A 25,785-nucleotide genomic window follows, 5' to 3' on the forward strand; every position below is an offset into this window, starting at 1 on the left:
TTCATGACCAATCGGAGCTTCCAGGACCAGATCGGCGACTTGTGGCGGACCCGCCCGGTGCGTCTCCCGCGCAGCGGGCACGTCGCGGGGGTCTGCTCGGGAATCGGGTACCGCTACAACGTGGACCCGGTACTGATCCGAGTCGCTTTCGTCGTGTCGACGATCTTCGGCGGCGCCGGCCTCCTCCTCTATCTCGCCGGGTGGCTGGTACTCACCCGCGCCGGCGACGCAGCATCTGCCACCGAGTCGATGATGGGTCGCGGTCGCAGCTCCGAATCCGGCACCAAGACGGTCGTTCTGCTGGTCGCTCTTGCCATCGTCTTGAGCACGGTCGGCCCCTTCGGTGTGGGCATGGGCGGCTCGGGACTGATCAGCCTCCTCTTCATGCTCGCGGGCCTGTGGTTCCTGTACCAACGCACTCCGGTCCCGCCGGCGTTGCCTGCCTCCGCGCAGGTCGGCTCCGTGGCCGGCGGATACCCCGGTTCTCGGTACATGCAGGGCCAGTTCACTCAGGCCGGTCCGCCCGTGCCGCAGGCCTACGGCCCGTACACCAAGCTCCCCGACGCATACGTGCCGTCCGAGCCGCCCGCTCCCCAACCAGCGGCACCCGAACCCGCGCGGCAGTCGTACGCACAGCCGGCTCAGAACTCGACGACGGTCACGACCAGGGCCGACCAACCCTCGCCGCCCGCATGGGATCCGCTCGGCGTGGCCCCGTTCGCCTGGGATCTCCCAGAACCCGCGCAGACCGCCACGACACCGGATCTCCCCGAGCGCACCAGGTCTCGCGTGACACCGATGTTCATCGGCCTGGCAATTCTCGCCGCCGCTGCCGGCGCCGCCGTTGCCGCGATCACCGGCTCCGAATGGCTCACACCAGGACGCATCGCAGCACTCGCGCTCGCCACGATCGGTGCCGGTCTCCTCGTCGGCGGGCTGACCCGCCGTGGATACGGACTACTCGTGGTCGCAGGACCGCTGGCCGGTTTCGTCGTGCTCGCGTCGCTGGTCGGACCGATCGACTTCCAGAACGTGGGCGAAAAGCAATGGGCCCCCGTCTCAGCGGCCCAACTCGAGTCCGAATACAGCGGCAACTTCGGCTCGTTCCAACTCGATCTGACCGGACTCGAGCTCACCGAGGACACCGCCGTCGACATCTCCAACCGATTCGGAGAGTTCATCGTGACCGTTCCACCCGATATGAGGGTGCAGACCGACTGCACGGCGACAATGGGCGAATCCCTGTGCCTGCCGGACGGTGTGACAGGGTCCGGAGACGGCCCGGTCCTGACGATCGACGTCGACAACCAGCTCGGATCCGTGGAGGTGCGTCGTGGCTGAAGACAAGACACACAACGAAACCGGCGACGCCGACCGGACCGAGGACTCGAAACCCCGCAGGCGGCCTTCGATCCTGCTGGTCCTGTCGGGCCTCACCGCGCTGATCATCAGCGGGTGGGCACTGGTCGGCCCCTTCGCGCTCACCACGGTCGGCGCGGACACCTTCAGGTGGATCTTCGTCGGCGTCGCGGTGGTGGTCGGCGCGATTCTCGTGCTGTCACCCAACTGGCGCAAGAAGAAGAACTAGCCGAGTCCCACTACTGCATCATTCCCACTCGATGGTTCCCGGCGGCTTGCTCGTCACATCGAGCACCACACGGTTGACGTCGTGCACCTCGTTGGTGATGCGGGTGGAAATTCGTTCGAGCACCTCGTACGGCAACCGGGTCCAGTCCGCCGTCATCGCGTCCTCGCTCGAGACCGGACGCAGCACGATCGGATGCCCGTACGTGCGACCGTCGCCCTGCACACCGACGCTTCGCACGTCCGCCAGCAGAACCACCGGGCACTGCCAGATCTGACCATCCAAGCCCGCGGCGGTGAGCTCTTCGCGCGCAATGGAATCGGCATGACGAAGGATGTCGAGGCGCTCCTGGGTGACCTCGCCGATGATGCGGATACCGAGGCCGGGGCCGGGGAACGGCTGACGTCCCACGATCTCCTCCGGCAGACCCAGCTCACGTCCGACGGCGCGCACCTCGTCCTTGAACAGCAGGCGCAGCGGCTCGACGAGGTCGAACTGGAGGTCCTCGGGGAGTCCGCCGACGTTGTGATGGCTCTTGATGTTCGCCGTTCCGGTTCCGCCGCCCGATTCGACGACGTCCGGGTAGAGAGTGCCCTGGACGAGGAAGTCGACGGTGTCACCGTGCGCCGCGTTCTCGCCGAGCACGTCGCTGACAGCACCCTCGAAACTGCGGATGAACTCTCGCCCGATGATCTTGCGCTTGGTTTCCGGATCGGAGACACCGGCGAGCTCACCGATGAAGGTGTCGGCCGCGTCCACGGTGATGAGCCGCGCACCCGTCGCCGCCACGAAGTCCTGTTCGACCTGTGCACGCTCGCCGGCACGCATCAGACCGTGGTCCACGAAGACGCACGTCAGCTGGTCGCCGATAGCGCGCTGAACCAGCGCAGCGGCGACAGCGGAGTCGACGCCGCCGGACAGTCCGCAGATCGCCTTGCCGTCGCCGACCTGCTCGCGCACCTTCTCGATGAGCGCGTCCGCGATGTTGGCCGCAGTCCACGCAGGCTGAATTCCGGCCACCTCGTGCAGGAACCGGCTCAATACCTGCTGACCGTGGGGCGAATGCAGCACCTCGGGGTGGTACTGCACGCCGGCCAGGCGGCGAGCACGATCTTCGAACGCCGCGACAGGCGCGCCCTCGCTGGTAGCGGTGACCTCGAAGCCTTGGGGCGCCTCCGTGACAGCGTCGCCGTGGCTCATCCACACCGGCTGAGTCTCGGGTAGGCCGCCGTGCAGGACGCCGCCGGTGACCTTCAGGTCGGTGCGACCGTATTCACGAGTGCCCGTGTGCGACACGGTTCCACCGAGCGCACCAGCCATCGCTTGGAAGCCGTAGCAGATACCGAAGACCGGGATGTCGTGATCGAACAGTGCCGAATCCAGTTGCGGTGCGCCGTCCGCGTACACGGAGGCCGGTCCACCCGACAGGACGATCGCGAGCGGCTTGCGCGAGACGATCTCGTCGACGGTCGTGGTGTGCGGAACGACCTCGGAGTAGACGTTCGCTTCACGTACCCGCCGCGCGATCAACTGCGCGTACTGAGCTCCGAAGTCGATGACGAGGACGGGACGCTGCTCTTCGATATCTGACACCGGGTCAGTCTAACGGGACGTGAAGCGGCCGTTCGACGCCACTAGGCGACGCCGTGCTCTTCTGCCGTCCGATCGCGCGCGCCACCCGTGATCTCGACGATCGGCAACGTCAGCGCACCCGGCGCACCTGCCGGAACGACGGGGTTCGTCGGGGTCGTCGGCTGCAGCCTCTGATAGGCCTGCCCCTGGTCCGGACGCTGATCTTGTTCACCCTTGTTCGGCCACAGGGAGGCTGCGCGCTCCGCCTGCGCCGAGATCGTCAGCGACGGATTGACACCCATGTTCGCCGACACCGCAGCGCCGTCGACCACACTGAGTGTCGGGTAACCGTGCACACGGTGGTAGGGATCGATCACACCTTCCGATGCATCGGCACCGATCGCACAACCACCGAGGAAGTGCGCCGTCAGAGGGATGTTGAACACATCGCCCCACGTGCCGCCTGCCCAGCCGTCCACCTTCCCGGCGATACGCCGCGTGGCCTCGTTGCCCGCCGGAATCCAGGTGGGGTTCGGCTCGCCGTGGCCCTGCTTGCTGGTGACCTTGCGTCGCCCGAACAGGCCCTTCTTGGTGTAGGTCGTGATCGAGTTGTCGAGGTTCTGCATCACGAGCGCGATGACGGTGCGCTCACTCCACCGATACGGGCTGAGCGCCAGCAGTGCCTTGGGGTTCTCCTTGATATTGCGAAGCAGCTTCCGCCAGCGCGCGGTGTCGCCGCCGCCGTCGGTGATGAGCGTCTGGAGCAGCGCCATCGAGTTGGAGCCCTTGCCGTAGCGCACGGGCTCGACGTGCGTGTCGGGACGCGGGTGGAACGAGGAGGTGATGGCCACGCCCCTCGTCAGATCGAGGTTCGGATCGACCTTCTGCTTCGCAGCACCGAGGATCGACTCCGAGTTGGTGCGGGTGAGCACTCCCAGCTTGTCGGACACCTTCGGCAGCGCCCCGGTGTCCTTGAGATGGAACAGCAAGTGCTGGGTACCCCATGTGCCCGCCGCCAGAACGACGTTGGCGGCGGTGTACGTCTTGCGTCCACGGCTCTTGAGCGGTCCGGTCCGCCGAGTGAACACGTCCCACGTGCCGTCCGAGGCCTCACGCATTCCGCTGACGGTCGTCATCGGAATGATCTCCGCGCCCGCCTTCTCAGCGAGGCCGAGGTAGTTCTTCAGGAGGGTGTTCTTGGCACCGTGACGGCAACCCGTCATGCATTCGCCGCATTCGATGCAGCCGGTGCGATCCGGACCGACACCGCCGAAGTACGGATCCGACACCGTCTTTCCGGGCTCACCGAAGAAGACACCGACCGGGGTCTGGATGAACGTGTCGCCCACTCCCATGTCGTCTGCGACCGACTTGATGATGTCGTCGGCCGGGGTCATGTGCGGGTTCTGTACCACGCCCAACATCTTGCGTGCCTGCTCGTAGTACGGGCTCAGCTCGTCGTGCCAGTCCGTGATGTGAGCCCACTGACGGTCCTCGAAGAACGGGGCCGGCGGCTTGTACAGCGTGTTGGCGTAGTTGAGAGATCCCCCACCGACGCCTGCGCCGGCGAGGATCATGCAGTCGCGCAGCAGGTGCACGCGCTGGATGCCGAAGAAGCCGAGCTGCGGCGCCCACAGGAACTTCTTCAGGTCCCAGCTGGTCTTGGCGAAATCCGCGTCTTCGAAACGCCGACCGGCCTCGATCACGCCGACCTTGTACCCCTTCTCGACCAGCCGTAGGGCAGTCACGCTGCCCCCGAATCCGGATCCGACGATCAACACGTCGTAATCCGTCGCCCGCTTCGTGCCCATGTCGGGATACCTCCACCAATCGAGATCGGAACTTACTCGCCAGTATGCACCTACCGCTTGTGACAACAACCACAAGGGTTACCTGAGTGTAACGAGCGGTTGCACACACGAAAACGAAAAACGCCGTACCAGCACTTTCGTGCCGGTACGGCGTTCCGAGATCGACCTCGGAATCGAGGTCAGGCGCGGACGGTGAGTCCGACCTTCTGGAACTCCTTGAGATCCGAATAGCCGGCCTTTGCCATCGACCGTCGGAGACCGCCCACGAAATTGAGCGACCCGAACGGATCGTCGGAAGGTCCGACGAGAACCCGGTCGAGTGTGGGGCGATCCTCACCGAACGACACCGGAAGCAGTGCGCCACGCGGCACCGACGGATGCGCCACCGCCGACGGCCAGTACCAACCGCCGCCCGGGGCCTCGGCTGCCACCGCGAGGGGTGCACCCAACACCGCAGCATCGGCGCCACACGCGATGGCCTTCGCCAGATCCCCCGAGGACGCGATGTCACCATCGGCGATCACATGGACGTAGCGGCCACCGGTCTCGTCGAGGTAGTCACGACGAGCCGCCGCCGCATCCGCGATCGCCGTAGCCATCGGAACACCGATACCCAGTACCTCACCGGTGGTCGTGGCGCCTGCTGTGGACCCGTAGCCGACGATCACGCCGGCAGCGCCGGTACGCATGAGGTGCAGCGCCGTGCGGTGGTCACTCACTCCCCCGGCCACGACCGGTACGTCGAGTTCGGAGATGAACGTCTTGAGATTGAGCGGTTCACTGTCACCGTGGGCCACGTGCTCGGCCGAGATGATCGTGCCGTGCACCACCAGAAGGTCGATACCGGCCTTGATCAGATCCGGTGCGAGGGCCCGCGCGTTCTGCGGACTCACCCGAACAGCGGTGGTCACTCCCGCGTCACGAACCTGCGCGACGGCTGCGGCGAGCAGCCCGGGCTGCAACGGTGCGGCGTGCAACTCCTGGAGGAGCTTCACGGGCGCATCCGGATCGGTGTCGGTTTCGGCGAGATTCACGACCTGCGCAAGCTTTGCCTCCACATCGGTGTGACGCCCCCACAGCCCCTCGCCGTTGATGACGCCGAGACCACCGCGACGACCGAGTTCGATGGCGAACTCCGGCGACACAAGCGCGTCGGTCGGATGTGTCAGGACGGGGATGTCGAACCGGTAGGCGTCCAGCTGCCATGCCGTGGACACTTCCTTCGAGGAGCGTGTGCGCCTCGAAGGAACGATGTCCACATCGTCCAGTTCGTAGGTACGTCGGGCCGTTCGGCCCATGCCGATCTCAACGAGGTCGCGCACGCGCGCCCCTTTCTCGTGACAGGTGTGACTAGCGGGCGGTGTAGTTGGGGGCCTCGACCGTCATCGTGATGTCGTGCGGGTGACTCTCCTTGAGTCCCGCCGCCGTGATCTGCACGAACTGTGCGTCCTGCAGCTCCTCGATGGTGGCAGCACCGGTGTACCCCATGGCGGCCCGCAGACCGCCGGTGAGCTGATGAGTGACCTGAGCGAGCGGGCCGCGATACGACACCCGGCCCTCGATGCCCTCCGGCACCAACTTGTCCTCCGACAGCACGTCGTCCTGGAAGTACCGGTCCTTGGAGTACGACTTGGCCGATCCACGGCTCTGCATGGCGCCCAGCGATCCCATGCCGCGGTAGCTCTTGTACTGCTTGCCGTTCAGGAGAATGAGTTCACCCGGGGACTCGGCGGTGCCCGCGAGCAGCGAACCGAGCATCGCGGTGGACGCACCGGCGGCGAGGGCCTTCGCGATGTCACCGGAGAATTGCAGACCACCGTCCGCGATCACCGGGACGCCGTGCGGCTTTGCGGCCGCCGCTGCCTCGAGAATCGCAGTGACCTGCGGTGCACCCACACCGGCCACGACGCGAGTGGTGCAGATGGAGCCGGGACCGACACCCACCTTGACCGCATCCACGCCGGCTTCGATGAGCGCAGCCGCACCCTGACGAGTGGCGACGTTGCCGCCGATGATCTGCACGCGCTCGTCGACCTCGGCCTTCAGCTTGGAGATCATGTCGAGCACGCCTGCAGAGTGTCCGTGCGCGCTGTCGACGACGAGAACGTCCACGCCCGCGTCGGTCAGCGTCATCGCGCGAGTCCAGGCTTCGTCACCAGCGCCGACCGCCGCGCCCACCAGAAGACGACCGTCGCGGTCCTTGGTGGCGTCCGGGTGCTGCTCCGTCTTCACGAAGTCCTTGACGGTGATCAGGCCCGTGAGCTTGCCCTGGCCGTCGACGATGGGAAGCTTCTCGATCTTGTGCCGGCGCAGCAGGCCGAGTGCCACCTCTGCCGTCACGCCCTCTTGAGCAGTGATCAGCGGAGACTTCGTCATGACCTCGGACACCGGGCGGTTCATGTCGACCTCGAACCGCATGTCGCGGTTGGTGATGATGCCGACCAGCTGGCCCGCCGGATCCGTCACGGGAAGTCCCGAGATACGGAAACGCGCACACTTCGCATCGACCTCGGCCAACGTGTCGGAAGGCGCACACGTGACCGGGTCGGTCACCATTCCCGCCTCGGAGCGCTTGACCGTTTCCACCTGCCCCGCCTGAGCGTCGGCGGAGAGGTTGCGATGCAGAACGCCCATACCGCCGGCGCGCGCCATCGCGATCGCCATCCGCGATTCCGTGACGGAGTCCATCGCCGAGCTGACCAACGGCACGCGAAGCCGAATATCACGAGTCAACTGACTCGACGTGTCGACCTGACCGGGAACGATGTTCGATGCTGCCGGCAGGAGCAGAACATCGTCGTACGTCAGGCCGAGCATGGCGACCTTGTTCGGATCGTCACCGCCGGTGTGTACCTGCCCTGTGGAGCTAGTCATGCGGTTCGGGCCCTCCAGATAAAGGTGAATACAACTGAGTTCGGTGGCGGCAGCTTCTTCGGTTCACCTTAGTTCCCCGAATACGCGGCCCACTCGTGAACAAGGCACGCGCGGGATGAGATGTTCCCGGCACCGGGCTCCATGGTATCGGCCGGGGTCACCGCAGTCGTCACGCCACCCACGCTGCGGGTACGTCGAACGGCTGGCGCAGACCGGCAACACCTGCGTACCGTGGTGCTGTGCGTGATCAACTGCCTCCCGGTCTGCCCCCGGACCCCTTCGCCGGCGACCCCGCCGATCCGTCAGCAGCCCTCGATGCCATCGAGCCGGGCCAGCCACTCGACCCCCACGAGCGACTCGCTGTGGAGGAAGACCTGGCCGACCTCGCCGTCTACGAAGCCCTGCTCGCCCACCGCGGCGTCCGTGGGCTCGTCGTCTGCTGCGAGGATTGCCAGCAGGACCACTACCACGACTGGGACATGCTCAGGGCAAACCTGCTGCAGCTCCTCGTCGACGGCACCGTCCGGCCGCACGAGCCCGCCTACGATCCGGTCCCCGAGGCCTACGTGACGTGGGACTACTGCCGCGGATACGCCGATGCGTCCATGAACGATGCCATGCACGGCGACGGATTCGATTCCTGACCCTCAATCCCCTGATCACAAATAACTGTGGCCCGACACTCCAAGAGTGTCGGGCCACAGTTTTGCGGTGTGCAGTGCCTCAGTTGCCAGAGGTAGAAGGCGACTCCGTCGTAGACGGCGCACGCTTCGTCTCCGGTGGCGTGGTGTCATCCTTCGGCGGCTCAGGCCGCAACATCACGGTCGGATCGACCGGCTTGGTCGACGGGTCCGTCGACGGATCGGTGGTCGAGGGGTCCGTCGACGGGTCGGTGGTCGTGGACCCATCATCCGGCGCCTGCTGCTGAATCGGAGGCGGCGGCAGGATCGGCGGAATCTGCAGGTCCGGCGGCACGAGGTCCGGCCACGGCAGGATGTCGGTTCCGGGAGGTACGGTGCCCGGATCCGGCGTACCCGGGACAGCCGGATCGGTCGAAGAAGGCGGCGGCGGTTGATTCGTCGTGCCCGGCACCGGCTGAGCAGACGTACCGGGTGTGGTGCCCTTCATCTTCTCGAGTTGCGCCGCGAGCCTGGCGTTCCACTCCTCCAACTCGCTACGCGTACCGGCGTCGCGGACGTCACCGACCCGGGCCGACGCGGTCTCGAGCATGGCCCGAGCCTCACCGGCGTCGCCGGTCGAGATCAGCCGCTCGGCCTGTTCGAGCTGCGAGGTGGTGTCGATCTTGGCCACCGTGGAATCGGCCTGCTGACTGAACACGACCGACTTGACGTTCCACAGCGGGTCGCCCGGCTGTGCGTTGTACGAGAAGATCGTGGCCCCACCCATCACGACGGCCACGGCAGCTGCCGCACCGGCGATGGGGCGAAGCAGGCGCATGCGGCTGCGGGTCGTTGCGGTGCGATTCGACTTGTCGATCGCAGCGACGACTTCGTCTAGTTGCGGCCCCTCCGGCATCGGAGTCGAGACGATGCCCGAACGCCAGTCGGCCAGCAGCAATGCCAGCTCGTACTGTTCAGGGGTCTCGGTAGCAACATTGCCGTCACCGGCGAGCGCCTCGATGAACGCGTCGTCGCGGCGAACCGCAGCAACATCCACCGGGGTGTCGTCTCCGGGGAGATCGGCACGGGGATCGCCGTCTCGCTTGTTCCCCCTAGCCATATCTCTCACCTGCTCTCGCGACTTCTTTCTTGAGTTTCGCGATGGCTCGGTGTTGAGCCACGCGTACAGCGCCCGCGGTACTGCCGACGGCGGCTGCTGTCTCCTCCGCCGACATTCCGACCACCAGCCGGAGAATGAGAATCTCCCGGTGCTTCTCCGGAAGCGTGCTCAACAGATCGTTCATCTGTCGACCGGCTTCCGAGTCGAGCGCCCGCTGCTCTGGTCCATCGTCTGCGGCGATGACATCAGGTACGTCGGCCATCGGCTCCGATTTGTTACGCGCGGAGTTTCGATGTGCGTCGGCAACCTTGTGTGCGGCGATCCCGTAGACGAAAGCCATGAAGGGCCGACCCTGATCCTGGTAACGCGGAAGGGCAGTCATCACAGCTAGGCACACCTCCTGCGCCACGTCGTCTGCCGAGAGTTGGCCTCTCTCCGCAGCACCGACCCTGGCTCTGCAGTAACGCACAACCAAGGGTCGAATATTTTCCAGGACCCGAGCTAAAGCGGCCCGATCACCCTGCGTTGCCGCAGCGACAGCGGAGTCCAACTCCTCGCTCGTGTTAGTCATCGTCAGTGAATATCCTGGCGTTACAGTGGCACCCCCCCGTTGGGTGTGCTCCCGCACTCAGCGGAACTCGTTCAGAATAACGGTCCGAACGGTCCGGTCCGCGTCCGGATCGCCCACATTCGCCGATTCGAATACTTGACCAGGTGAATCAAAGGTTGAATCGTCCCCCACGTTGCTCGATCAGCAACCTGCAGGCGTCACGTTCGGCCTCGAAGGAAGAGTCGGACGTCACACCACACAGCAACATGGATGCCGCCCACTTCAGCGGCACCAGACCGTGCACTTCGGAACGTGACAGCACATCTTCGGCAAGCTCTCTCACGCCGCTCGAATCCGAGCTTCCTGTCAGTGCCGCCGCGCGGAGCAGATCCGACTTCACCCGATGCCGGATCGAGTCCGAGCAGTCCGCGATCGACGACGCGGTTCGGGCGTGGCGACCAGCGGCGTCGAAGTCCGCGCCGGCAAGAGAAAGTTCGGCCGCAACCCAGTTGAACCGGACGTGTGCGCGCCACAGTGCGTCTGTACCCACCCCGTTCTCGTAGATCGACAGGTCACTCCGCGTGCGGGCCAGCAGGCGCCATCCGAGAGCGAGACGTCCGCATCCCAGTGCATCGGCAGCAAGGCCAGTGGTCGCGTCACATCGTGCCGACGCGACGGCATCGGAATCGTCCAAATCCACCGGAGCCAACAGCGCGAGCGCTCGCCCGTCCCAGGCCGATGCCCGGCGATGCCATCCGGTCTGCCGCAACAACGAGGACCTGGTACTCCAAGCCAGCGACGCCACGGGGCCGGTGCGTACCTCACGAAGCAACGCGTCCAGCATCACGTGCGCTGCGCTGTACCTACCTTGCCCACCGAGTGCCACCGCACACCGCCACCGATCCCAGTGATCCGTCGGCGTCGGCAGCGGGAACGAGCCCGGCAGTTCACCGAAGGCGACAACGGCCGTATCGGGAGGTGAGATCGGGGTAGGTGGCACCACGCGATCTTCCCACCGGCCCACTGCGATCAGCGGGGCGGCCCGTTCGATCGGTGAGCCAACTCGACCACCGTCGAAACTGCTTGTTCGAGGGTGCCGAACGTGCGTGCCGAGCGGGGTAGGAATTGCCCGGATACGCCGGGACCGCCCACAACGAACGTCAGACCGCGATGTCGACGCCTCAGCGCACGGATCACCGCCGCCGGCTCGGCACGCGTGTCCGCCACCCACAGGACGACGAGTTCCGGTCCTTCCAGCGCAACGACGGACGACAGGGCGCGTCGATCGAGAGCCGTCACAAGACGGGTGTTGACCCCTACCGTCGCGAGAGCGGCGGCCAGTGCCCTGCACTCGATGCTGTGATATCCCGACCCGAGCTGCGATCCCGGAACGAGTTCGGCATCGCGATCGGGCCCGGCGACGCTGACCACGAGGGTGCGTCGCCCCGCACCGACCGGCGCGTCCACCAGAAGCGTCGAGAGCAGCCCGGTGACGTCCTCACCGAAAGCTCGAGCCGCGGGCTCGCCATAGGCGCCTGCCATCACCGGAATGCCGACGTTCGTCCACATTCCCACCACTCCGCTCTCGGCAAGCGAATCCGCAATCAACGAGCGAACCGCGGTCGCGGACATGAGAGCGCCACCCTCGCCATTCGTCGTCATTTGCGCGGCGTTCACCGAATTGTCGTCGAACGTACACTCGTCGACTTCGTGTCCACTTTCTGACGAATGTGTGGCCACCGTGTTAATCGCATGCTTCGCGGCCTCCGCCGGATTGGCGCCTGCCGCCAATACGCGCTGCATGCATTCGAGCCGGAACACGTCCCGAGGGGTGTACCGCCGATGGCTTCCCTGAGCATGAACGGAGGGCCCGATCCCGTAACGGCGGTCCCATGTACGCAAGGTCGACGGAGCCACCCCAAGGCGCCTGGCCAGCGCCGATACCGACATGGTCGGACCATCCGACAACGAGGCGTCCACTGCCGCATTCGGTCGCTCCGACCACTGGGTCACCGCAACATGGTCACCCAGACATCACAGTTCTTCAACACGAAGAGCAATCACGAAATCGCGGAAATGTAAATACTTTCGCGGTTAACTTTCGCCTTTCCAGATATGGAAATCACCACCCTGAACAACTGTTGACGCGATTTCGAGGCGCGGCATACGGTGAACCCGGTGATCGATTCACGTATCGAACCGAAAACCACCGCTCGGTAGAAACCAGCACGCTCACGGTCCGCTCGCCGGCTCGAGGCGAGCGTGCAGCAAAGGAGTCGACATGCCTGCACCCAACACTCTGCCCGGACCCAACGCCGATATCTGGGATTGGCAGATACACGGACTGTGCCGCGGAGTCGAGTCCTCGATGTTCTTCCATCCGGACGGCGAACGCGGCCGTGCCCGTGCCCAGCGTGAGACCCGCGCGAAGGAAATGTGCCGTCGGTGCCCGGTCCTCGCGCAGTGCCGCACCCACGCACTCGCAGTCTCGGAGCCGTACGGGATCTGGGGTGGCATGTCGGAGACCGAGCGTGAATCACACGCCCGCGTTCGTCGTGGTCGCATCGCAGTCTGATCGGACACACGAAGAAGAACCCCCGCACGGCCTGTGGCCGCACGGGGGTTCTTTTGTCCGATCCGAAGAAGCTCGGTCAGTGGCTGTGGCCGTGACCCGTCTCTTCTTCCTCGGCCGGCTTCTCGACGACAGCGCTCTCGGTGGTGAGAACCATGCGCGCCACGGAGGCCGCGTTCACCACTGCGGAGTGCGTGACCTTGACCGGGTCGACGACACCGTCGGCGAGCAGATCGCCGTACTCGAGCGTCGCGGCGTTGAAACCGTGACCCTTCGGCAGCTCGGCCACCTTGCTCGTCACGACCGATCCGTCGAGCCCCGCGTTGGACGCGATCCAGTGCAGCGGAGCCTTGAGTGCCTCTCGGACGACTGCGACGCCGGTCGCTGCGTCGCCGGTGAGACCGAGTCCGTCGACCAGTTCGGTGCTCGCCTGAACGAGTGCCGAACCGCCACCGGGCACGATTCCCTCGGCAACAGCGGCCTTGGCCGCGTTGACAGCATCCTCGACGCGGAACTTGCGCTCCTTGAGGTCCGTCTCCGTAGCAGCACCCACGCGGATGACCGCCACACCGCCCGACAGCTTCGCGAGACGCTCTTCGAGCTTCTCCCGGTCCCAGTCGGAGTCGGTGTTCTCGATCTCGCGGCGCAGTTGACCGACGCGCACCTCGATGCCGGCGTCGGTTCCGCCGCCGTCGACGATGGTCGTCTCGTCCTTGCTGACGACGACACGCCTGGCACTGCCGAGGAGGTCCAGACCCGCTTCCTTCAGGGTGAGGCCCACGTCCGACGTGATGACGGTGCCGCCCGTGACGACCGCGAGGTCGTCGAGGAACGCCTTGCGACGGTCACCGAAGAACGGCGCCTTGACCGCGACGGCCTTGACCGTCTTGCGAATGGAGTTGACGACCAGGGTCGAGAGAACTTCGCCTTCGACGTCTTCGGCGATGATGAGGAGCGGCTTGCCGCTCTCCGCGACCTTCTCCAGTAGCGGAAGGAAATCGGGCAGCATCGAGATCTTCTCGCGGAAGAGCAGGATGTGCGCATCCTCGTAGATCGCCTTCTGTGCGTCGAGGTCGGTCACGAAGTAGGGCGACAAGAAGCCCTTGTCGAACTGCACCCCCTCGGTGATGACCAACTCGGTGGCGAGGGTGGACGATTCCTCCACCGTGACGACACCGTCTGCCCCGACCCGCGTGAGAGCCTCTCCCACCATTTCGCCGATTTCCGCGTCACGCGAGGAAACGGTCGCAACCTGAGAAATCGACTTCTTGCCTTCGACCGGGGTGGACGCAGCTTGCAGCGCACCGGCGACCTTCTCCGCCGCAGCGGCGATGCCCTCACCGAGGGCGATCGGGTTCGCGCCGGCGGCGATGTTCTTCAGTCCACCGCGCACGAGGGCCTGCGCCAGCACGGTTGCGGTGGTGGTGCCGTCTCCGGCCACGTCGTTGGTCTTGGTCGCAACGCTCTTCACGAGCTGAGCGCCGAGGTTCTCGAACGGATCCTCGAGCTCGATCTCACGAGCGATGCTGACACCGTCGTTGGTGACCGTCGGTCCACCGAATGCCTTGGACAGGACGACGTGGCGACCACGGGGCCCCAACGTCACCTTGACTGCGTCGGCAAGCTGGTCGACTCCACGCTCGAGTGCACGGCGTGCGGTCTCGTTGAACTCAATTTGCTTGGACATGTGTTTCCGTCTTCTCCTGCAATATCGGTAAGCGCGATCTCGGGCCTACGCGCATGAACGCACTCCGCCCCGGAATCCTGTTCGGGACGCCGGGGCGGATCACGTATGGCTTACTTGGAGACGACAGCCAGCACGTCACGTGCCGACAGGATCAGGTACTCCTCGCCGGCGTACTTGATCTCGGTTCCGCCGTACTTGGAGTAGATGACGGTGTCACCCTCCTTGACGTCGACCGGGATGCGGTTGCCCTGCTCGTTGACGCGGCCTTCGCCGACTGCGACGACGGTGCCCTCCTGGGGCTTCTCCTTGGCCGTGTCAGGAATGACCAGCCCGGAAGCAGTCGTAGTCTCAGCCTCGTTGGCCTGGACGAGGATCTTGTCCTCGAGCGGCTTGATGTTGACGCTCGCCACGGTGAGCCCTCCACTTTGGGGTGTTCGGTCCGAGTGGTACTCGGACGGCTGTTGGGTGTTTCGGTATACGGCACCACACCCAGCTCCGCCGTCGCGGGTGCCGGAGCTCGAGCGGCGCCACTTGGCACTCTATACGTGAGAGTGCCAACGCTCAAGGTAGAGGCCGGTGCACTTTTTCGAACCGCGATTCCAGTCAGAACTACAGAGCGCCACCGGCACCCGAATGATGTGGACCACAATGAATACCCATAGGTGATTCGACTCTCTTCGAATCATATCGTCCGTGCGACGACATATACGTCCCCCACACTCGAGGCATCGGCAAAGCCCATTCGAATCGAGTCCGGGCCGAATCCGCCCTATACCACCGTCTTGCCCGGCGCGCCGAAATTCGTTTCGATCCGACAACCGCGCAGGTAACACCGCGTACAAAGCACAAAGAAGTCGGATACGGAACGTAATGGAGGCGCGAAATGCCACAAAGTTCTGTAACGTTCAGGTAACAGCACCCGATTTACGGGCTGAGTACGGCTGTGACGAATGTGCTCGCGCCGTCGCGGCGAGCGTGCACACGGAAGTGAGGAGGTGAGCAATGAGTATTTCACTAGGAATGGCGGTCGGATCGGCCGGCGTCGGCTCAGTGCTCCTCACCCGTCACAGCAACGGCGCGCAGGACCTCGAGTACCGCTACCTGTCGGCCGATCAGGCGAACACGGACAACGGAGATCTCGTTCGCTCGTCGATTTCCTTGATGACCACTCAGGTGCCCACCAACCCCACCACCCCCGATGCGCTGGCGGTGTCGTATCGCACCGAAGAGCAACGCACAGCCATCACCAGCGCACTCACGCGCGGACGCCACAGGGTTCATCTGGTCCCAGAGACCGACGCGACCCTTGCCTACCTCAGGCACACCGGTGAGATCGCTCAATATGCCACCGTGGCCATCGTCGACATCGGCGCGTCCGGAACCACCGTCTCCATCGTCGATCAGGTCGACGGCACGGTACTTCGTTCCGCGAGAACCAAGGCAGTGAGCGGCAACATCGTCGACGATTCGCTGTACGAGCACGTGCACGCAGCACTGTTGCCCTCGACACGGCGACACATCGACGAGCGTCTGCTGCGAGCCCGGTGCCGTGGAATCAAGGAGCAGCTGTCGGTCGACTCGACATCCGTCGTCGACATCGATCATGCGAACGCCGGACCGGTGGAGGTCACGTCGGAAGAGTTCGCGACGATCCTCGCGCCCCTCGTGCGCGATCTCGCCGAATTCGTCCGCAGCACCGCGACGGACGCCCCGCGCACGCCCCAGGCAATTGCCTTGGTGGGCGGAGGCGCACGCATACCGACTGTCGCCCGGACCATGAACGAGACGTTCGAGGCCCGAGTCGTCACCGTGTCCGAACCGGACACGGCCACCGCGACGGGTGCGGCACTGCTTGCCGCGACCAGTGCTGTCCAGAACTTTCCGGCAGTGGGCGCGGGAGAGTCGGCGGGACGCAGTTCGACAGCGAAGGCGACCGGCGCACTGCTGGGCGCTCTCGTCGTCGGCGGCCTCGTCCTGGGCTACGGCGTACGGGAGTTGGCACCGTCACAGGATCCTGACATCTCACCGGCCGGAACCGATGTCGTCCGGACGACGATGGAGCCGATCTCGGAACCCAGTCGAGCAACCGGTATCCCGTCACACGACCCGGTACCGAACCGTGGTGAGTCGAATGTGATCGTGACGACCACGATCATCCCGAATCCCACACAGTCGCGAGTGGCCGATCCCGTGCCGCCGAATCAGGACGTGGCGACCACCGACGACCAAACCACCACGACTGTGCCGCCGACGACCACCACGACGACCCCCGGATCCACCTCACCGTCGTCTCCGGTCCCGACTACACCGGGCACCGATCCGTCGCAACCCGAGTGGCCGCACATCGAGTGGCCGGACATTCCGACGTTCTGGCCGCAGCCGCCGGCGCAGAACAACACGACGCCCAACTATGCGCCGCCGTCACCGACCACCGAGCAGAACCAGGACGCTCCTGCCGGCCTGCTTCCCGGGCAGATGCCACCGTCGGCCGGCACGCAGAACCCGACCGACGGCGCGCAACCGTCCCAGGACGGGCAGAGCGCCGGGGTCACGACGACGCCTGCGCCGCCGCGATAGTCCGACGCTGTCAGCCGACCTGGCTCGTGGCGACCGACAGTCCGGGATCACTACCCACCGTGAGCGGTGAAGGCTGTGCACCGCCCGCGATCAGGTGAGCACCGAGGGCCGCGATCATCACGCCGTTGTCGGTGCACAGACGCGGCTTCGGAACTCGTAGCGTCAATCCTGCTTGCGCGCACCGTTCTTCGGCGAGCGCCCTGATCCGCGAGTTCGCGGTGGCACCCCCGCCCAGAACGAGGGTGTCGACCCCGACATCGGCCGCGGCGCGCACTGCCTTCATCGTGAGCACATCTGCGACGGACTCCTGGAACGCGGCGGCGACGTCCGGGATCGAGACCGCCCGACCGGCACGCTCGGCGGACTCGACGTAGCGCGCGACCGCGGTCTTCAGACCCGAGAACGAGAAGTCGTGGCGGGAATCGCGGGACCCGGTCATGCCGCGCGGAAACGTGATCGCCGAGGCATCGCCTTCCTGTGCGGCAGCGTCCAGCGCGGGTCCACCCGGAAAGCCCAGCCCGAGCAGTCGCGCGACCTTGTCGAAGGCTTCACCTGCTGCATCGTCGACAGTGGTACCGAGTTCCACGATCGGCTTCGCGAGATCTTCGACGTGAAGAAGGTGGGTATGACCTCCCGAGACCAGGAGCGCCACGCACGGTGGCATCGGCCCGTGCTCGAGCGTGTCCACCGCAACGTGTCCGCCCAGGTGATTGACGGCATAAAACGGTACGTCCCACGCGGCCGCATATGCCTTGGCCGCGGCCACGCCTACCAACAGCGCACCTGCCAGGCCGGGCCCGATGGTGACGGCGAGAGCATCGGGCTTCTCGATTCCCGCCGCGGCAAGAGCGCGCCGCATGGTGGGCACGATCGCCTCGAGATGCGCGCGCGAAGCCACCTCCGGAACGACACCGCCGTATCGGGCGTGCTGGTCGACGCTCGAGGCGACCTCGTCGGCAAGGAGGGTGCACGTACCGTCGTCGTTCCAGCGAACGACACCGACACCCGTCTCGTCGCAAGAACTCTCGATACCCATGACGATCACGATCGGTCCTCCTGAGCCGTAGCCGGGCGCCGCATCGTGTATGCGTCGGCGCCACTCGGCTGGTAGTACTGCTTTCTGGTGCCCACGATCTCGAAACCTTCGCGGTGGTACAGGGCGATCGCGGCCGTGTTGTCCGTCCGCACCTCGAGAAACACGGGACCGCCTCTGCCGTCCGCGAAACCGAGGAGTTCCCCCAGCAACGCTCCCCCGATGCCCTGCCGCTGGACCGCGGGATCCGCTCCGATCGTGTGAATCTCCGCCTCCGGGTGGGCATCGTTGCCCAGCAAGGCGATCCCGCCGTAGGCCATCACACGATCGTGCTCGTCTCGCGCGACCACGTATTCGATGTGGGGTGCACCCAGTTCGGAACGAAACGCATCGGCACTCCACGGGCCGTCGCCGGCGAAGAGAACACTCTCGAGTTCGGCGCAACGGTCGGCGTCGGCCGCCGACATCGCGACCATCCGAAACGTCATTTCTTCCGATCCGCAAGTGCGACGGCGTCGGGACGGCGCAAGTACAGAGGTACGAGCGGTTCCGGCGTGGCTCCCGCCGTCAACGCCGTCAGGGCCACGGTCACCAGACCCTCCGGCGACGGTGTTTCCACCGGCTCGACCGAGAGATCGAAGAAGTCCACGTGGGAGGCCGACCCTGCGATGAACTCCGAGGGGGCCGACTCGAGTTCGGCAGGTTTGACCACGTCCGGCCCCTCCACCCGAGTACCACCCGAATAGCGAGCCCAGTACACCTCACGGCGACGCGCATCGGTGACGACCAGAAGATCTCGGTCGCCGACCTGCGCTGCGATGGCATCGAGGCTGCAGACACCGTGAGCCGGAATGCCGAGAGCGTCCGCGAACGCAGCGGCGGTGGCCATACCGACCCGCAGCCCGGTGAACGGGCCCGGCCCGATCCCAACGACAACGGCGTCGAGGTCACCCGGCACCGCGTCCGCCTCGGCGAGGCAGTCCATGATCCGGGGAGTCAGAACCTCCGCGTGCGCCCGTGCATCCACGGTGATGCGGGTAGCGAGAGCACGCACGGAATCGGCTGACACATCGACCACACCTGCCGTGACGGCCGGGGTGGAAGTGTCGATCGCGAGAACAAGCACGGTATCCGAGACTACCCGGCGTCAGGGTCGGGCCCGACGCGCGGACCCCTTCACGAAACCCACTCCCACCGGGCACTACGTACATCCGACTCGGGTCGGCGATGCAGCGAGATGCGCAGATGCCGATCCGCCAAGTGTTCGACGATCCCCTCTCCCCATTCGACGACGACCACTGCCGAAGCCAGATCGGTGTCGAGGTCGAGCGCGTCGAGTTCGTCCATCACGTGCGGTCCGCTACCGCCGAGCCGATAGGCGTCCACGTGCACCATGCCCACTGCGGGTCCGCCGTTCGGTCTGGTGCCGGGACGGTGCGACCTGGCAATGACGAACGTCGGCGAGGTGACACGGCCGGTCACGCCGAGGCCGGCACCGATTCCGCGGGTGAGGGCCGTCTTGCCTGCGCCCAGCGGACCCGCCAGAACTACGAGGTCTCCCGCGGCGAGCGAACCAGCGAGCCTGCGGCCGAAGGCCTCGGTGTCCTCGACCGTGTCGAGGACGACCTCGCCGGTCGATGGAAACGACGTCCGATCAACCGACATCGCGTCTCCTTTCCACTTCGGGCGGCGACACCGGTCGAATGTCCGCGAGCGCAGTACGTCGGACCAGTCGATCCACGGCGTCGGTCACGATGTCCGGAAACTCCAACTGCACGAGATGGCCGGCGCCGGGCACCCGTACCAGTTCCGATTCGCCAAGACCCTCTGCCAGTGTCCGCGAACCCTCGAACGGGATGACCATGTCGTCGTCGCCGGACAGGACCACCGCCGGAGTGTGCGCCAGGACGGGCAGAGCCGCCGACTCGTCGTGAATCTCCAGGGTCCGGAGAAAGTTCACCACGGTCACGACCGAGGTGTGGTCGAGCATCGCCGAAGCGAATCGGTGCACGTCGGGACTCACGTCGGTCCCGAACGAGGCGGCCCGGAGTACCGGCTTGATCACGGCGCGAACGGCACCTCGCATCGACTGGATCAGTTCGGGAGAGGTCCGCACCGCGAACCTGAAGGCATCGACCACCGGGTTCTGCAGGTTGCGTGTGACACCGACCTCGGCGAGGCCGGCGGCCGTCGTGGACACGAGACCGATTCCGACGACCCGAGACGAGACGACGATCGGGTACCGGCGTGCGAAAGCGAGAATCGACATGCCGCCCATGGAATGCCCGACGAGAACGAGCCGTCCGGTCGGCGCCTTCGCCTTGACCACGGCAGCAAGATCTTCGCCCAACTGCCCGATGGTGCAGGAAGACTTGTCCGGTATGCCGGACGCACCGTGCCCGCGCTGGTCGTAGAACACCATCCGCACGTCCGAGCCCCAGCGCTCCGCCAGGTCGCGACGCTGGAAATGCCACGATCTCGAGTCGAGGCAGAACCCGTGTACGAAAACTACCGTGACGGGCGCGTCGTCCGGTCCTGCTTCGCGCACGACGAGAGGCACGCCGTCCTCGGTCCTGACCACGCTGCGCCGATCGCGGTACATCGCCCTGAAGTCCTCGCTGCTGGCATTGCGCCGTCTGCGCTCGCCACGGGATCTGGTCGCACTCCGCAATACGGTCGCCCCGGTCACGGCGCCGAGAGCCGCTGCGCTGGCCGCGCCGCCGATCAAGCCACGACGGCCCGCCAGGTTCACGAGCCGGCCTTCGAGGCCCGATAGGTGCGGACCGTACGACCGCGCACACCGGTCACCACCTCGTAATGGATGGTGTCGAGCTTGTCCGCCCATTCCTGGGCATGTGGTTCGCCGAGATCCCCGTTCCCGAAGAACACCGCGGTGTCACCTTCCTGGACTCCGCCGCCGTCAGGTCCCAGGTCCACTACGACCTGGTCCATGCAGACCCGGCCGACACCTGGTCGACGATCGTCACCCAATTGCACCTCGAATCGTCCGCTCAGGATCCGCGGTAGACCGTCGGCATATCCGAACGGAAGCAGTGCGACCGTCGTGTCCCGCGGTGCTGTCCACTGATGCCCGTAGGAAACGCCTTCGCCTGCGGCGACCTTCTTCACGAGAGCGACCCGAGTGCGCAATGTCATGGCGGGTCGTAGACCGAACTCGCCCTGCTCCGGAACCGGCGACAGCCCGTACACCGCGATTCCCGGACGCACCATGTCGAATCGCAAGTCCGGGCGCGTCAATGTGGCAGCAGAATTCGACAGATGCACCACTTCCGGTGCCAGCCCGGCCCGCTTGACGTCCGCGACCGCACCTTCGAGACGCTCGCGCTGCGAATCGATCACCTCGTGATGCGGCTCGTCTGCATGAGCCAGATGCGAGAACACCCCGCGAAGACGCACCGCCCCTTCAGCCTGGGCCCTGCCGATGCCCGCGACGACCTCGTCCCACTCGGTCGGGGACACCCCGTTGCGATTGAGACCGGTGTCCACCTTCACGGTGATGGTGGCCGTCGTGCCCACGTCACGGGCCGCCGCGATCACCGCGTCGAGATGGCGCGGGGAGCAGATTCCCAACTCCACGCCGGCCTCGATTGCCGGCCCGAAGTCTGCATCCACCATGTGCAGCCAGGCCAGGACCGGAGCGTCGATGCCGGCAGCCCGCAATTCCAGGGCCTCGGACAGCGTCGTGACTCCCAACTCTCGTGCGCCCGCATTCAGGGCAGCTTTCGCCACCTGAACGGCCCCGTGGTTGTAGCCATCGGCCTTGACGACGGCCATCATGGCCGCATCACCAGCGTGTTCACGCAGCACACGCACGTTGTGCTCGATCGCGGACAGGTCGATCACGGCCTCTGCCTGCGGCGATGTCCGGGCTGCGGAGTGTGACCGAGACTGACTTTCCGACTTCACCGGTCGAGCAAGCATCATTGTTCCGATCCTGCCACTGCGATACCCGTGACCCCGTGTTCGGGTCGGGGTGCCGCCCGCAGAACTCGAATCGCCTCCCTGACCTGGGACAACAACAATCCGGCCGACACGGGCGCCGTACCGCTACCGGCCGTCAGATCGGCGCCACCACCGTGCGCAGCGACATTCGCGGCCAGTGAATGGGCTCTCGCGCCTGCCGCTGCTGCCTCGATCGGCTCGAGTCCGGCCGAGAGCAGTGCGCCGATGATCCCGGAAAGCACGTCGCCCGCACCCGCCGTCGACGCCCAGGACCCGCCTGCATCGTTGACCGAGGTGCGACCGCTGGGATCCGCGATCACCGTCGAATGCCCTTTCAGCAGTACCGTGACGCCCCACGATCGGGCCAGGTCTCGCACTGCGGCAACTCGATCCGGATCCGGCTCGGCACCGGTCAGCCGCTCGAACTCACCGGCGTGAGGTGTCAACACGGTCGGTGCAGTCCGATTCCGAACGATCTCGGGCGCCCTGGACACCAGCGTCAATGCGTCGGCATCGAGCAGGATCGGGACATCCGTGTTCGACAAGGCCCGCACGACTCGGTCCGCAGCAGCATCGGTGCCGATTCCCGGCCCGACCACCCACGCCTGGACACGACCGGCGTCCGCGTAGTCGGCAGTGGCGATCACTTCCGGCCACTGCGCCAGCACCTCCGGCCCGCACGGCCCCGCGTAACGCACCATCCCCGAAGTCGCGGCAACCGCCGCCCCGGTACACAGCACACCGGCCCCTGGGTACCCCGCGCTTCCAGCGACGACGCCCACGACACCCTGCGTGTACTTGTCGTCCGAGGGACCCGGAGTCGGCCACAATCGCCCGACGTCGGATGCCTCCAATGCCTCGATATCGGCCTCGCTCGGCCTCAGGCCGATATCGACCAGCTCCACCCGCCCACAGTTCGCAGGAGCGAGGACATGCACCGGTTTCAGAGCTCCGAACGCAACCGTGACGGCGGCCGTCACTGCGGGACCGGTCACGGCGCCCGTATTCGGGTCCACACCACTCGGCAGGTCGGCCGACACGATCGGCGCCCGGACTGTACCGACGACATCTGCACCGTGTGGACGCAGCGGCCCGTGCCCCGAAATGCCGACGATGCCGTCGATCACGAGGTCGGGCGCACCCACTTCACTGACTACGCGGCCACCGCTCCGAAGGAGTGCGGCCAGACCTTTCGCATGTGTGCGGTCGGGCGAGAGCAATACCGCCCGGACGGTCACGCCTCGCTTTCGCAGCAACGCACCGGCCCACAGTGCGTCTCCGCCGTTGTCGCCGGACCCTACGACCACGGTGACCGAACGCCCCGCCACCCCTCCGGTCAGAGCCTTCAATTCACGTGCAACCACCTGCGCGAGGCCGTACGCGGCCCGGCGCATCAACGTTCCGTCCGGCAGAGATTCGAGTAGCGGCGCTTCCGCGGCCCGCACCTCGTCCGATGTGTAGTAGCGGCGCATCACGCTTCCTTCCCGGTCACCCCTCGAGCCGGACGTCGCCGTCAGACTACGCTCGCCACCATGCACAACGGGCGCACGAGCACGGTCGACACCCCTTCGAGAACACGGTTCTACGCGACTGCCGCCACCGCGGCCTTCGTCGTCGCCGGTCTGACGGGGTGCGCACCGCAAGAGGAAGAATCCACCCCCGCCCCGACCGGCCCGGTGGTGGAGGTCTCGGGCATGGCCTACTCCCCTGCCACCCTCACCATCGACGCAGGCGACACCGTGACCTGGGAGTTCGAGGATCGGGGCATCGCTCACGACGTCGTGGGCACGGGTGGCGCGGCCGCCGAACTACGGAGCACACTCACGCAGACGGGAACGTTCACCCACACGTTCGCCGATCCCGGCACGTACGACTACACGTGCTCACTGCACCCGGACATGCGGGGCACCATCGTCGTTCGATAGGCCCCGCCGTCCTGAAAGGGTCTATTCGACGGTGACCGACTTCGCCAGGTTGCGCGGCTTGTCGACGTCGTAGCCACGCGACTGCGCGACCTCGGCGGCGAACACCTGCAACGGCACCGTCGACAGCAACGGCTGAAGCAGCGTCGGCGCAGCCGGGATCTCGATGAGGTGATCGGCGAACGGACGCACTGCTTCGTCGCCCTCCTCCGCTATCACGACTGTGCGTGCGCCACGAGCCTGTATCTCTCGAATGTTGCTCAGCAGCTTCGAGTGCAGAACAGCGCGCCCCTTCGGGGACGGCATCACGACGATCACGGGCAGACCGTCCTCGATGAGGGCGATCGGTCCGTGCTTGAGCTCGCCGGCGGCGAAGCCCTCCGCGTGCATGTAGGCCAGTTCTTTCAGCTTGAGTGCGCCCTCGAGCGACACCGGGTAGCCCACATGCCTGCCGAGGAAGAGAACGGTGCTCGACGAAGACAGCTCACGCGCCAGTGCGCGCACCGGTTCGACGTTCTCGAGGACCCGGCTCACCAGGTCCGGCATGGCTTCGAGGTCCGCATACTCGCGGGCGACCTCGTCCGGGTACTTGGTTCCGCGAGCCTGCGCCAAGGCCAGACCCACCAGGTAGTTCGCCGTGACCTGCGCCAGGAACGCTTTCGTGGAGGCGACACCGATCTCCGGACCGGCCCGCGTGTAGAGAACCGCGTCGGCTTCACGCGGGATCTGCGCACCGTTGGTGTTGCAGACGGCGAGGACCCGCGCCTTCTGGTCCTTCGCGTGCCGAACGGCCTCGAGGGTGTCGGCGGTCTCGCCCGACTGGGAGATGGCAACGACCAGGGTGGACCGGTCGAGGACCGGGTCGCGGTAGCGGAACTCGCTCGCCAGTTCGACCTCGACGGGCAGCCGGGTCCAGTGCTCGATCGCGTACTTGGCAAGCAGACCCGAGTGATAGGCACTACCGCAGGCAACGACGAACACCTTGTCGACGTCGCGCAGTTCCTGATCGGACAGGCGCTGCTCGTCCAGCACGATCTTGCCGTCCACGAAGTGGCCGAGGAGCGTGTCCGCGACCGCTGCGGGCTGCTCTTCGATCTCCTTGAGCATGAAGTAGTCGTGTCCGCCCTTTTCGGCGGCCGCGAGGTCCCAGTCGATGCGGAACGGGCGGCCCTCCGCCTCGGACCCGTCGAAGTTGAGGATCGAGTACCCGCCGGACGTGATGACCACGACCTGGTCCTGGCCCAGCTCCACGGCGTCACGCGTGTGCTCGATGAAGGCGGCGACATCGGAGCCGAGGAAGGTCTCGTTCTCACCGACACCCACCACCAGCGGCGTCGAACGACGAGCTGCCACGATCGTGTCGGGGTGATCGGAATGGGTGAAGACCAGGGTGAACGCACCTTCGAGGCGGCGCAGCACGCTCAGCGCACTCTCCACGAAATCACCGGCCGTCGGACCGGAGGCGTATGCGCGGGCCACGAGATGGACGGTCACCTCGGTGTCGGTGTCGCTGGTCAGGTCGACACCGTCGTTCTCGAGTTCTGCACGCAGCTGCGCGAAGTTCTCGATGATGCCGTTGTGAACGACGGCCACCGACCCGGCGGAATCGCGATGCGGGTGCGCGTTGCGGTCGGTAGGACGACCGTGCGTCGCCCAGCGGGTGTGCCCGATACCCGTGGTGCCCACGAACTTGTCGGCACCCACCTCGGCGAGCTCGGCTTCGAGGTTGGAAAGGCGACCGGCCTTACGCTCGACCGCCATCCCGCCCTTGCCGTCGAGGACTGCGACTCCAGCGGAATCGTAGCCGCGGTATTCCATCCGTCTGAGCGCCTCGACCACAACGGGCAAGGCCTGCCGGTGGCCGACGTATCCCACGATTCCGCACATGGTTCAACAGGT

The 25,785-nt window shown here is 65.9% G+C and carries 24 protein-coding genes and 1 pseudogene; 6 read left to right on the top strand and 19 right to left on the bottom strand.

The genetic code is table 11. The annotated features are described in order from the left end of the window. Positions 1–3: 3 nt before the first annotated feature. Positions 4–1,341, top strand: a complete 1,338-nt coding sequence (locus ACZI8R_RS06895) for a PspC domain-containing protein (protein WP_463378850.1) — start codon at positions 4–6, stop codon at positions 1,339–1,341. After that, positions 1,334–1,588, top strand: a complete 255-nt coding sequence (locus ACZI8R_RS06900) for a hypothetical protein (protein WP_463378851.1) — start codon at positions 1,334–1,336, stop codon at positions 1,586–1,588. Before ACZI8R_RS06895 ends, ACZI8R_RS06900 begins: the two co-directional genes overlap by 8 nt. Before the next feature lie 18 nt (positions 1,589–1,606). Here ACZI8R_RS06900 and guaA read toward each other — a convergent pair whose 3' ends face one another. The 4 genes from guaA to guaB form a co-directional block, all read right to left on the bottom strand. After that, the gene (gene guaA / locus ACZI8R_RS06905; RefSeq protein ID WP_463378852.1) at positions 1,607–3,178 is read right to left on the bottom strand and encodes a glutamine-hydrolyzing GMP synthase; all 1,572 of its coding nucleotides are present in this window, start codon (positions 3,176–3,178) and stop codon (positions 1,607–1,609) included. A gap of 41 nt (positions 3,179–3,219) precedes the next feature. Next, positions 3,220–4,968 carry a GMC oxidoreductase gene (locus ACZI8R_RS06910; RefSeq protein ID WP_463378853.1) on the bottom strand — a complete coding sequence of 583 codons (1,749 nt, stop codon included), beginning with the start codon at positions 4,966–4,968 and terminating at the stop codon, positions 3,220–3,222. A gap of 179 nt (positions 4,969–5,147) precedes the next feature. Further along, a complete protein-coding gene (locus ACZI8R_RS06915) occupies positions 5,148–6,290 on the bottom strand; it encodes a GuaB3 family IMP dehydrogenase-related protein (protein WP_463378854.1) in 1,143 nt (380 codons plus the stop codon). 28 nt (positions 6,291–6,318) lie between these two features. Then, positions 6,319–7,842 (bottom strand): IMP dehydrogenase, encoded by a 1,524-nt coding sequence (gene guaB / locus ACZI8R_RS06920; protein ID WP_463378855.1) that lies wholly within the window; start codon positions 7,840–7,842, stop codon positions 6,319–6,321. 239 nt (positions 7,843–8,081) lie between these two features. On the opposite strand from guaB, the gene ACZI8R_RS06925 reads away from it, so the two are divergent. Beyond that, positions 8,082–8,486, top strand: a complete 405-nt coding sequence (locus ACZI8R_RS06925; protein ID WP_463378856.1) for a DUF5319 domain-containing protein — start codon at positions 8,082–8,084, stop codon at positions 8,484–8,486. Positions 8,487–8,565: 79 nt separating this feature from the next. Here ACZI8R_RS06925 and ACZI8R_RS06930 read toward each other — a convergent pair whose 3' ends face one another. The 5 genes and pseudogenes from ACZI8R_RS06930 to ACZI8R_RS06950 all read right to left on the bottom strand — a co-directional run. After that, on the bottom strand, positions 8,566–9,591 hold the full coding sequence (locus ACZI8R_RS06930) for an anti-sigma-D factor RsdA (protein WP_463378857.1): 1,026 nt from the start codon (positions 9,589–9,591) through the stop codon (positions 8,566–8,568). Next, on the bottom strand, positions 9,575–10,153 hold the full coding sequence (locus tag ACZI8R_RS06935) for a sigma-70 family RNA polymerase sigma factor (RefSeq protein ID WP_463378858.1): 579 nt from the start codon (positions 10,151–10,153) through the stop codon (positions 9,575–9,577). Before ACZI8R_RS06935 ends, ACZI8R_RS06930 begins: the two co-directional genes overlap by 17 nt. Positions 10,154–10,301: 148 nt before the next feature. Next, entirely contained in the window at positions 10,302–11,135 is an 834-nt protein-coding gene (locus ACZI8R_RS06940; protein WP_463378859.1) for a hypothetical protein, read from the bottom strand. Between the two features lie 26 nt (positions 11,136–11,161). Further along, positions 11,162–11,764: a transcriptional regulator gene (locus tag ACZI8R_RS06945; protein ID WP_463379303.1), complete on the bottom strand. Its 603-nt coding sequence runs from the start codon at positions 11,762–11,764 to the stop codon at positions 11,162–11,164. A 135-nt stretch (positions 11,765–11,899) separates the two neighbouring features. Beyond that, positions 11,900–12,082: pseudogene (locus ACZI8R_RS06950) on the bottom strand (MerR family transcriptional regulator); the annotation flags it as partial. A gap of 331 nt (positions 12,083–12,413) precedes the next feature. On the opposite strand from ACZI8R_RS06950, the gene ACZI8R_RS06955 reads away from it, so the two are divergent. Beyond that, positions 12,414–12,707 (top strand): WhiB family transcriptional regulator, encoded by a 294-nt coding sequence (locus ACZI8R_RS06955; protein ID WP_463378860.1) that lies wholly within the window; start codon positions 12,414–12,416, stop codon positions 12,705–12,707. A 76-nt stretch (positions 12,708–12,783) separates the two neighbouring features. On the opposite strand, the gene groL is transcribed toward ACZI8R_RS06955, so the two are convergent. Both groL and groES read right to left on the bottom strand, forming a co-directional pair. After that, positions 12,784–14,391, bottom strand: a complete 1,608-nt coding sequence (groL, locus tag ACZI8R_RS06960) for a chaperonin GroEL (protein WP_463378861.1) — start codon at positions 14,389–14,391, stop codon at positions 12,784–12,786. A gap of 110 nt (positions 14,392–14,501) precedes the next feature. Further along, positions 14,502–14,801: a co-chaperone GroES gene (gene groES, locus ACZI8R_RS06965; protein ID WP_070377884.1), complete on the bottom strand. Its 300-nt coding sequence runs from the start codon at positions 14,799–14,801 to the stop codon at positions 14,502–14,504. 592 nt (positions 14,802–15,393) lie between these two features. Here groES and ACZI8R_RS06970 point away from each other — a divergent pair. Beyond that, entirely contained in the window at positions 15,394–16,968 is a 1,575-nt protein-coding gene (locus ACZI8R_RS06970) for a DUF7159 family protein (RefSeq protein ID WP_463378862.1), read from the top strand. Between the two features lie 10 nt (positions 16,969–16,978). Here ACZI8R_RS06970 and tsaD read toward each other — a convergent pair whose 3' ends face one another. Genes tsaD through ACZI8R_RS07005 form a run of 7 tightly spaced genes read right to left on the bottom strand, consistent with a single transcriptional unit; the run spans position 16,979 to position 23,436 of the window. Then, positions 16,979–18,013 (bottom strand): tRNA (adenosine(37)-N6)-threonylcarbamoyltransferase complex transferase subunit TsaD, encoded by a 1,035-nt coding sequence (gene tsaD / locus ACZI8R_RS06975; RefSeq protein ID WP_463378863.1) that lies wholly within the window; start codon positions 18,011–18,013, stop codon positions 16,979–16,981. Next, positions 18,010–18,489, bottom strand: a complete 480-nt coding sequence (rimI, locus tag ACZI8R_RS06980) for a ribosomal protein S18-alanine N-acetyltransferase (RefSeq protein ID WP_463378864.1) — start codon at positions 18,487–18,489, stop codon at positions 18,010–18,012. Before rimI ends, tsaD begins: the two co-directional genes overlap by 4 nt. Further along, positions 18,486–19,127, bottom strand: a complete 642-nt coding sequence (gene tsaB / locus ACZI8R_RS06985; RefSeq protein WP_463378865.1) for a tRNA (adenosine(37)-N6)-threonylcarbamoyltransferase complex dimerization subunit type 1 TsaB — start codon at positions 19,125–19,127, stop codon at positions 18,486–18,488. Before tsaB ends, rimI begins: the two co-directional genes overlap by 4 nt. A 50-nt stretch (positions 19,128–19,177) precedes the next feature. Then, complete coding sequence (gene tsaE / locus ACZI8R_RS06990; protein ID WP_463378866.1) at positions 19,178–19,666, bottom strand: tRNA (adenosine(37)-N6)-threonylcarbamoyltransferase complex ATPase subunit type 1 TsaE; 489 nt, start codon at positions 19,664–19,666, stop codon at positions 19,178–19,180. Beyond that, the gene (locus ACZI8R_RS06995; protein ID WP_463378867.1) at positions 19,656–20,753 is read right to left on the bottom strand and encodes an alpha/beta fold hydrolase; all 1,098 of its coding nucleotides are present in this window, start codon (positions 20,751–20,753) and stop codon (positions 19,656–19,658) included. The genes tsaE and ACZI8R_RS06995 overlap by 11 nt, the downstream gene beginning before the upstream one ends. Next, entirely contained in the window at positions 20,750–21,946 is a 1,197-nt protein-coding gene (gene alr / locus ACZI8R_RS07000) for an alanine racemase (RefSeq protein WP_463378868.1), read from the bottom strand. The genes ACZI8R_RS06995 and alr overlap by 4 nt, the downstream gene beginning before the upstream one ends. After that, positions 21,943–23,436 carry an NAD(P)H-hydrate dehydratase gene (locus tag ACZI8R_RS07005; RefSeq protein ID WP_463378869.1) on the bottom strand — a complete coding sequence of 498 codons (1,494 nt, stop codon included), beginning with the start codon at positions 23,434–23,436 and terminating at the stop codon, positions 21,943–21,945. The genes alr and ACZI8R_RS07005 overlap by 4 nt, the downstream gene beginning before the upstream one ends. A gap of 60 nt (positions 23,437–23,496) precedes the next feature. On the opposite strand from ACZI8R_RS07005, the gene ACZI8R_RS07010 reads away from it, so the two are divergent. After that, complete coding sequence (locus ACZI8R_RS07010) at positions 23,497–23,889, top strand: cupredoxin domain-containing protein (RefSeq protein ID WP_463378870.1); 393 nt, start codon at positions 23,497–23,499, stop codon at positions 23,887–23,889. Between the two features lie 21 nt (positions 23,890–23,910). Here the strand turns inward: ACZI8R_RS07010 and glmS are convergent, their stop codons facing one another. Further along, complete coding sequence (gene glmS / locus ACZI8R_RS07015) at positions 23,911–25,773, bottom strand: glutamine--fructose-6-phosphate transaminase (isomerizing) (RefSeq protein ID WP_463378871.1); 1,863 nt, start codon at positions 25,771–25,773, stop codon at positions 23,911–23,913. Between the last annotated feature and the right edge of the window lie 12 nt (positions 25,774–25,785).

The sequence above is a fragment of the Rhodococcus huquni genome, assembly GCF_055231055.1.

What these genes read in the sequence shown, in the direction of transcription:
- ACZI8R_RS06895 (WP_463378850.1), top strand. Translation starts at nt 4, where the DNA reads ATGACCAATCGGAGCTTCCAGGACCAGATCGGCGACTTGTGGCGGACC.
- ACZI8R_RS06910 (WP_463378853.1), bottom strand. Translation starts at nt 4,968, where the DNA reads ATGGGCACGAAGCGGGCGACGGATTACGACGTGTTGATCGTCGGATCC.
- guaB (WP_463378855.1), bottom strand. Translation starts at nt 7,842, where the DNA reads ATGACTAGCTCCACAGGGCAGGTACACACCGGCGGTGACGATCCGAAC.
- ACZI8R_RS06935 (WP_463378858.1), bottom strand. Translation starts at nt 10,153, where the DNA reads ATGACTAACACGAGCGAGGAGTTGGACTCCGCTGTCGCTGCGGCAACG.
- ACZI8R_RS06945 (WP_463379303.1), bottom strand. Translation starts at nt 11,764, where the DNA reads ATGTCCGCGACCGCGGTTCGCTCGTTGATTGCGGATTCGCTTGCCGAG.
- ACZI8R_RS06955 (WP_463378860.1), top strand. Translation starts at nt 12,414, where the DNA reads ATGCCTGCACCCAACACTCTGCCCGGACCCAACGCCGATATCTGGGAT.
- groL (WP_463378861.1), bottom strand. Translation starts at nt 14,391, where the DNA reads ATGTCCAAGCAAATTGAGTTCAACGAGACCGCACGCCGTGCACTCGAG.
- ACZI8R_RS06970 (WP_463378862.1), top strand. Translation starts at nt 15,394, where the DNA reads ATGAGTATTTCACTAGGAATGGCGGTCGGATCGGCCGGCGTCGGCTCA.
- rimI (WP_463378864.1), bottom strand. Translation starts at nt 18,489, where the DNA reads ATGACGTTTCGGATGGTCGCGATGTCGGCGGCCGACGCCGACCGTTGC.
- tsaE (WP_463378866.1), bottom strand. Translation starts at nt 19,666, where the DNA reads ATGTCGGTTGATCGGACGTCGTTTCCATCGACCGGCGAGGTCGTCCTC.
- alr (WP_463378868.1), bottom strand. Translation starts at nt 21,946, where the DNA reads ATGATGCTTGCTCGACCGGTGAAGTCGGAAAGTCAGTCTCGGTCACAC.
- ACZI8R_RS07005 (WP_463378869.1), bottom strand. Translation starts at nt 23,436, where the DNA reads ATGCGCCGCTACTACACATCGGACGAGGTGCGGGCCGCGGAAGCGCCG.
- ACZI8R_RS07010 (WP_463378870.1), top strand. Translation starts at nt 23,497, where the DNA reads ATGCACAACGGGCGCACGAGCACGGTCGACACCCCTTCGAGAACACGG.
- glmS (WP_463378871.1), bottom strand. Translation starts at nt 25,773, where the DNA reads ATGTGCGGAATCGTGGGATACGTCGGCCACCGGCAGGCCTTGCCCGTT.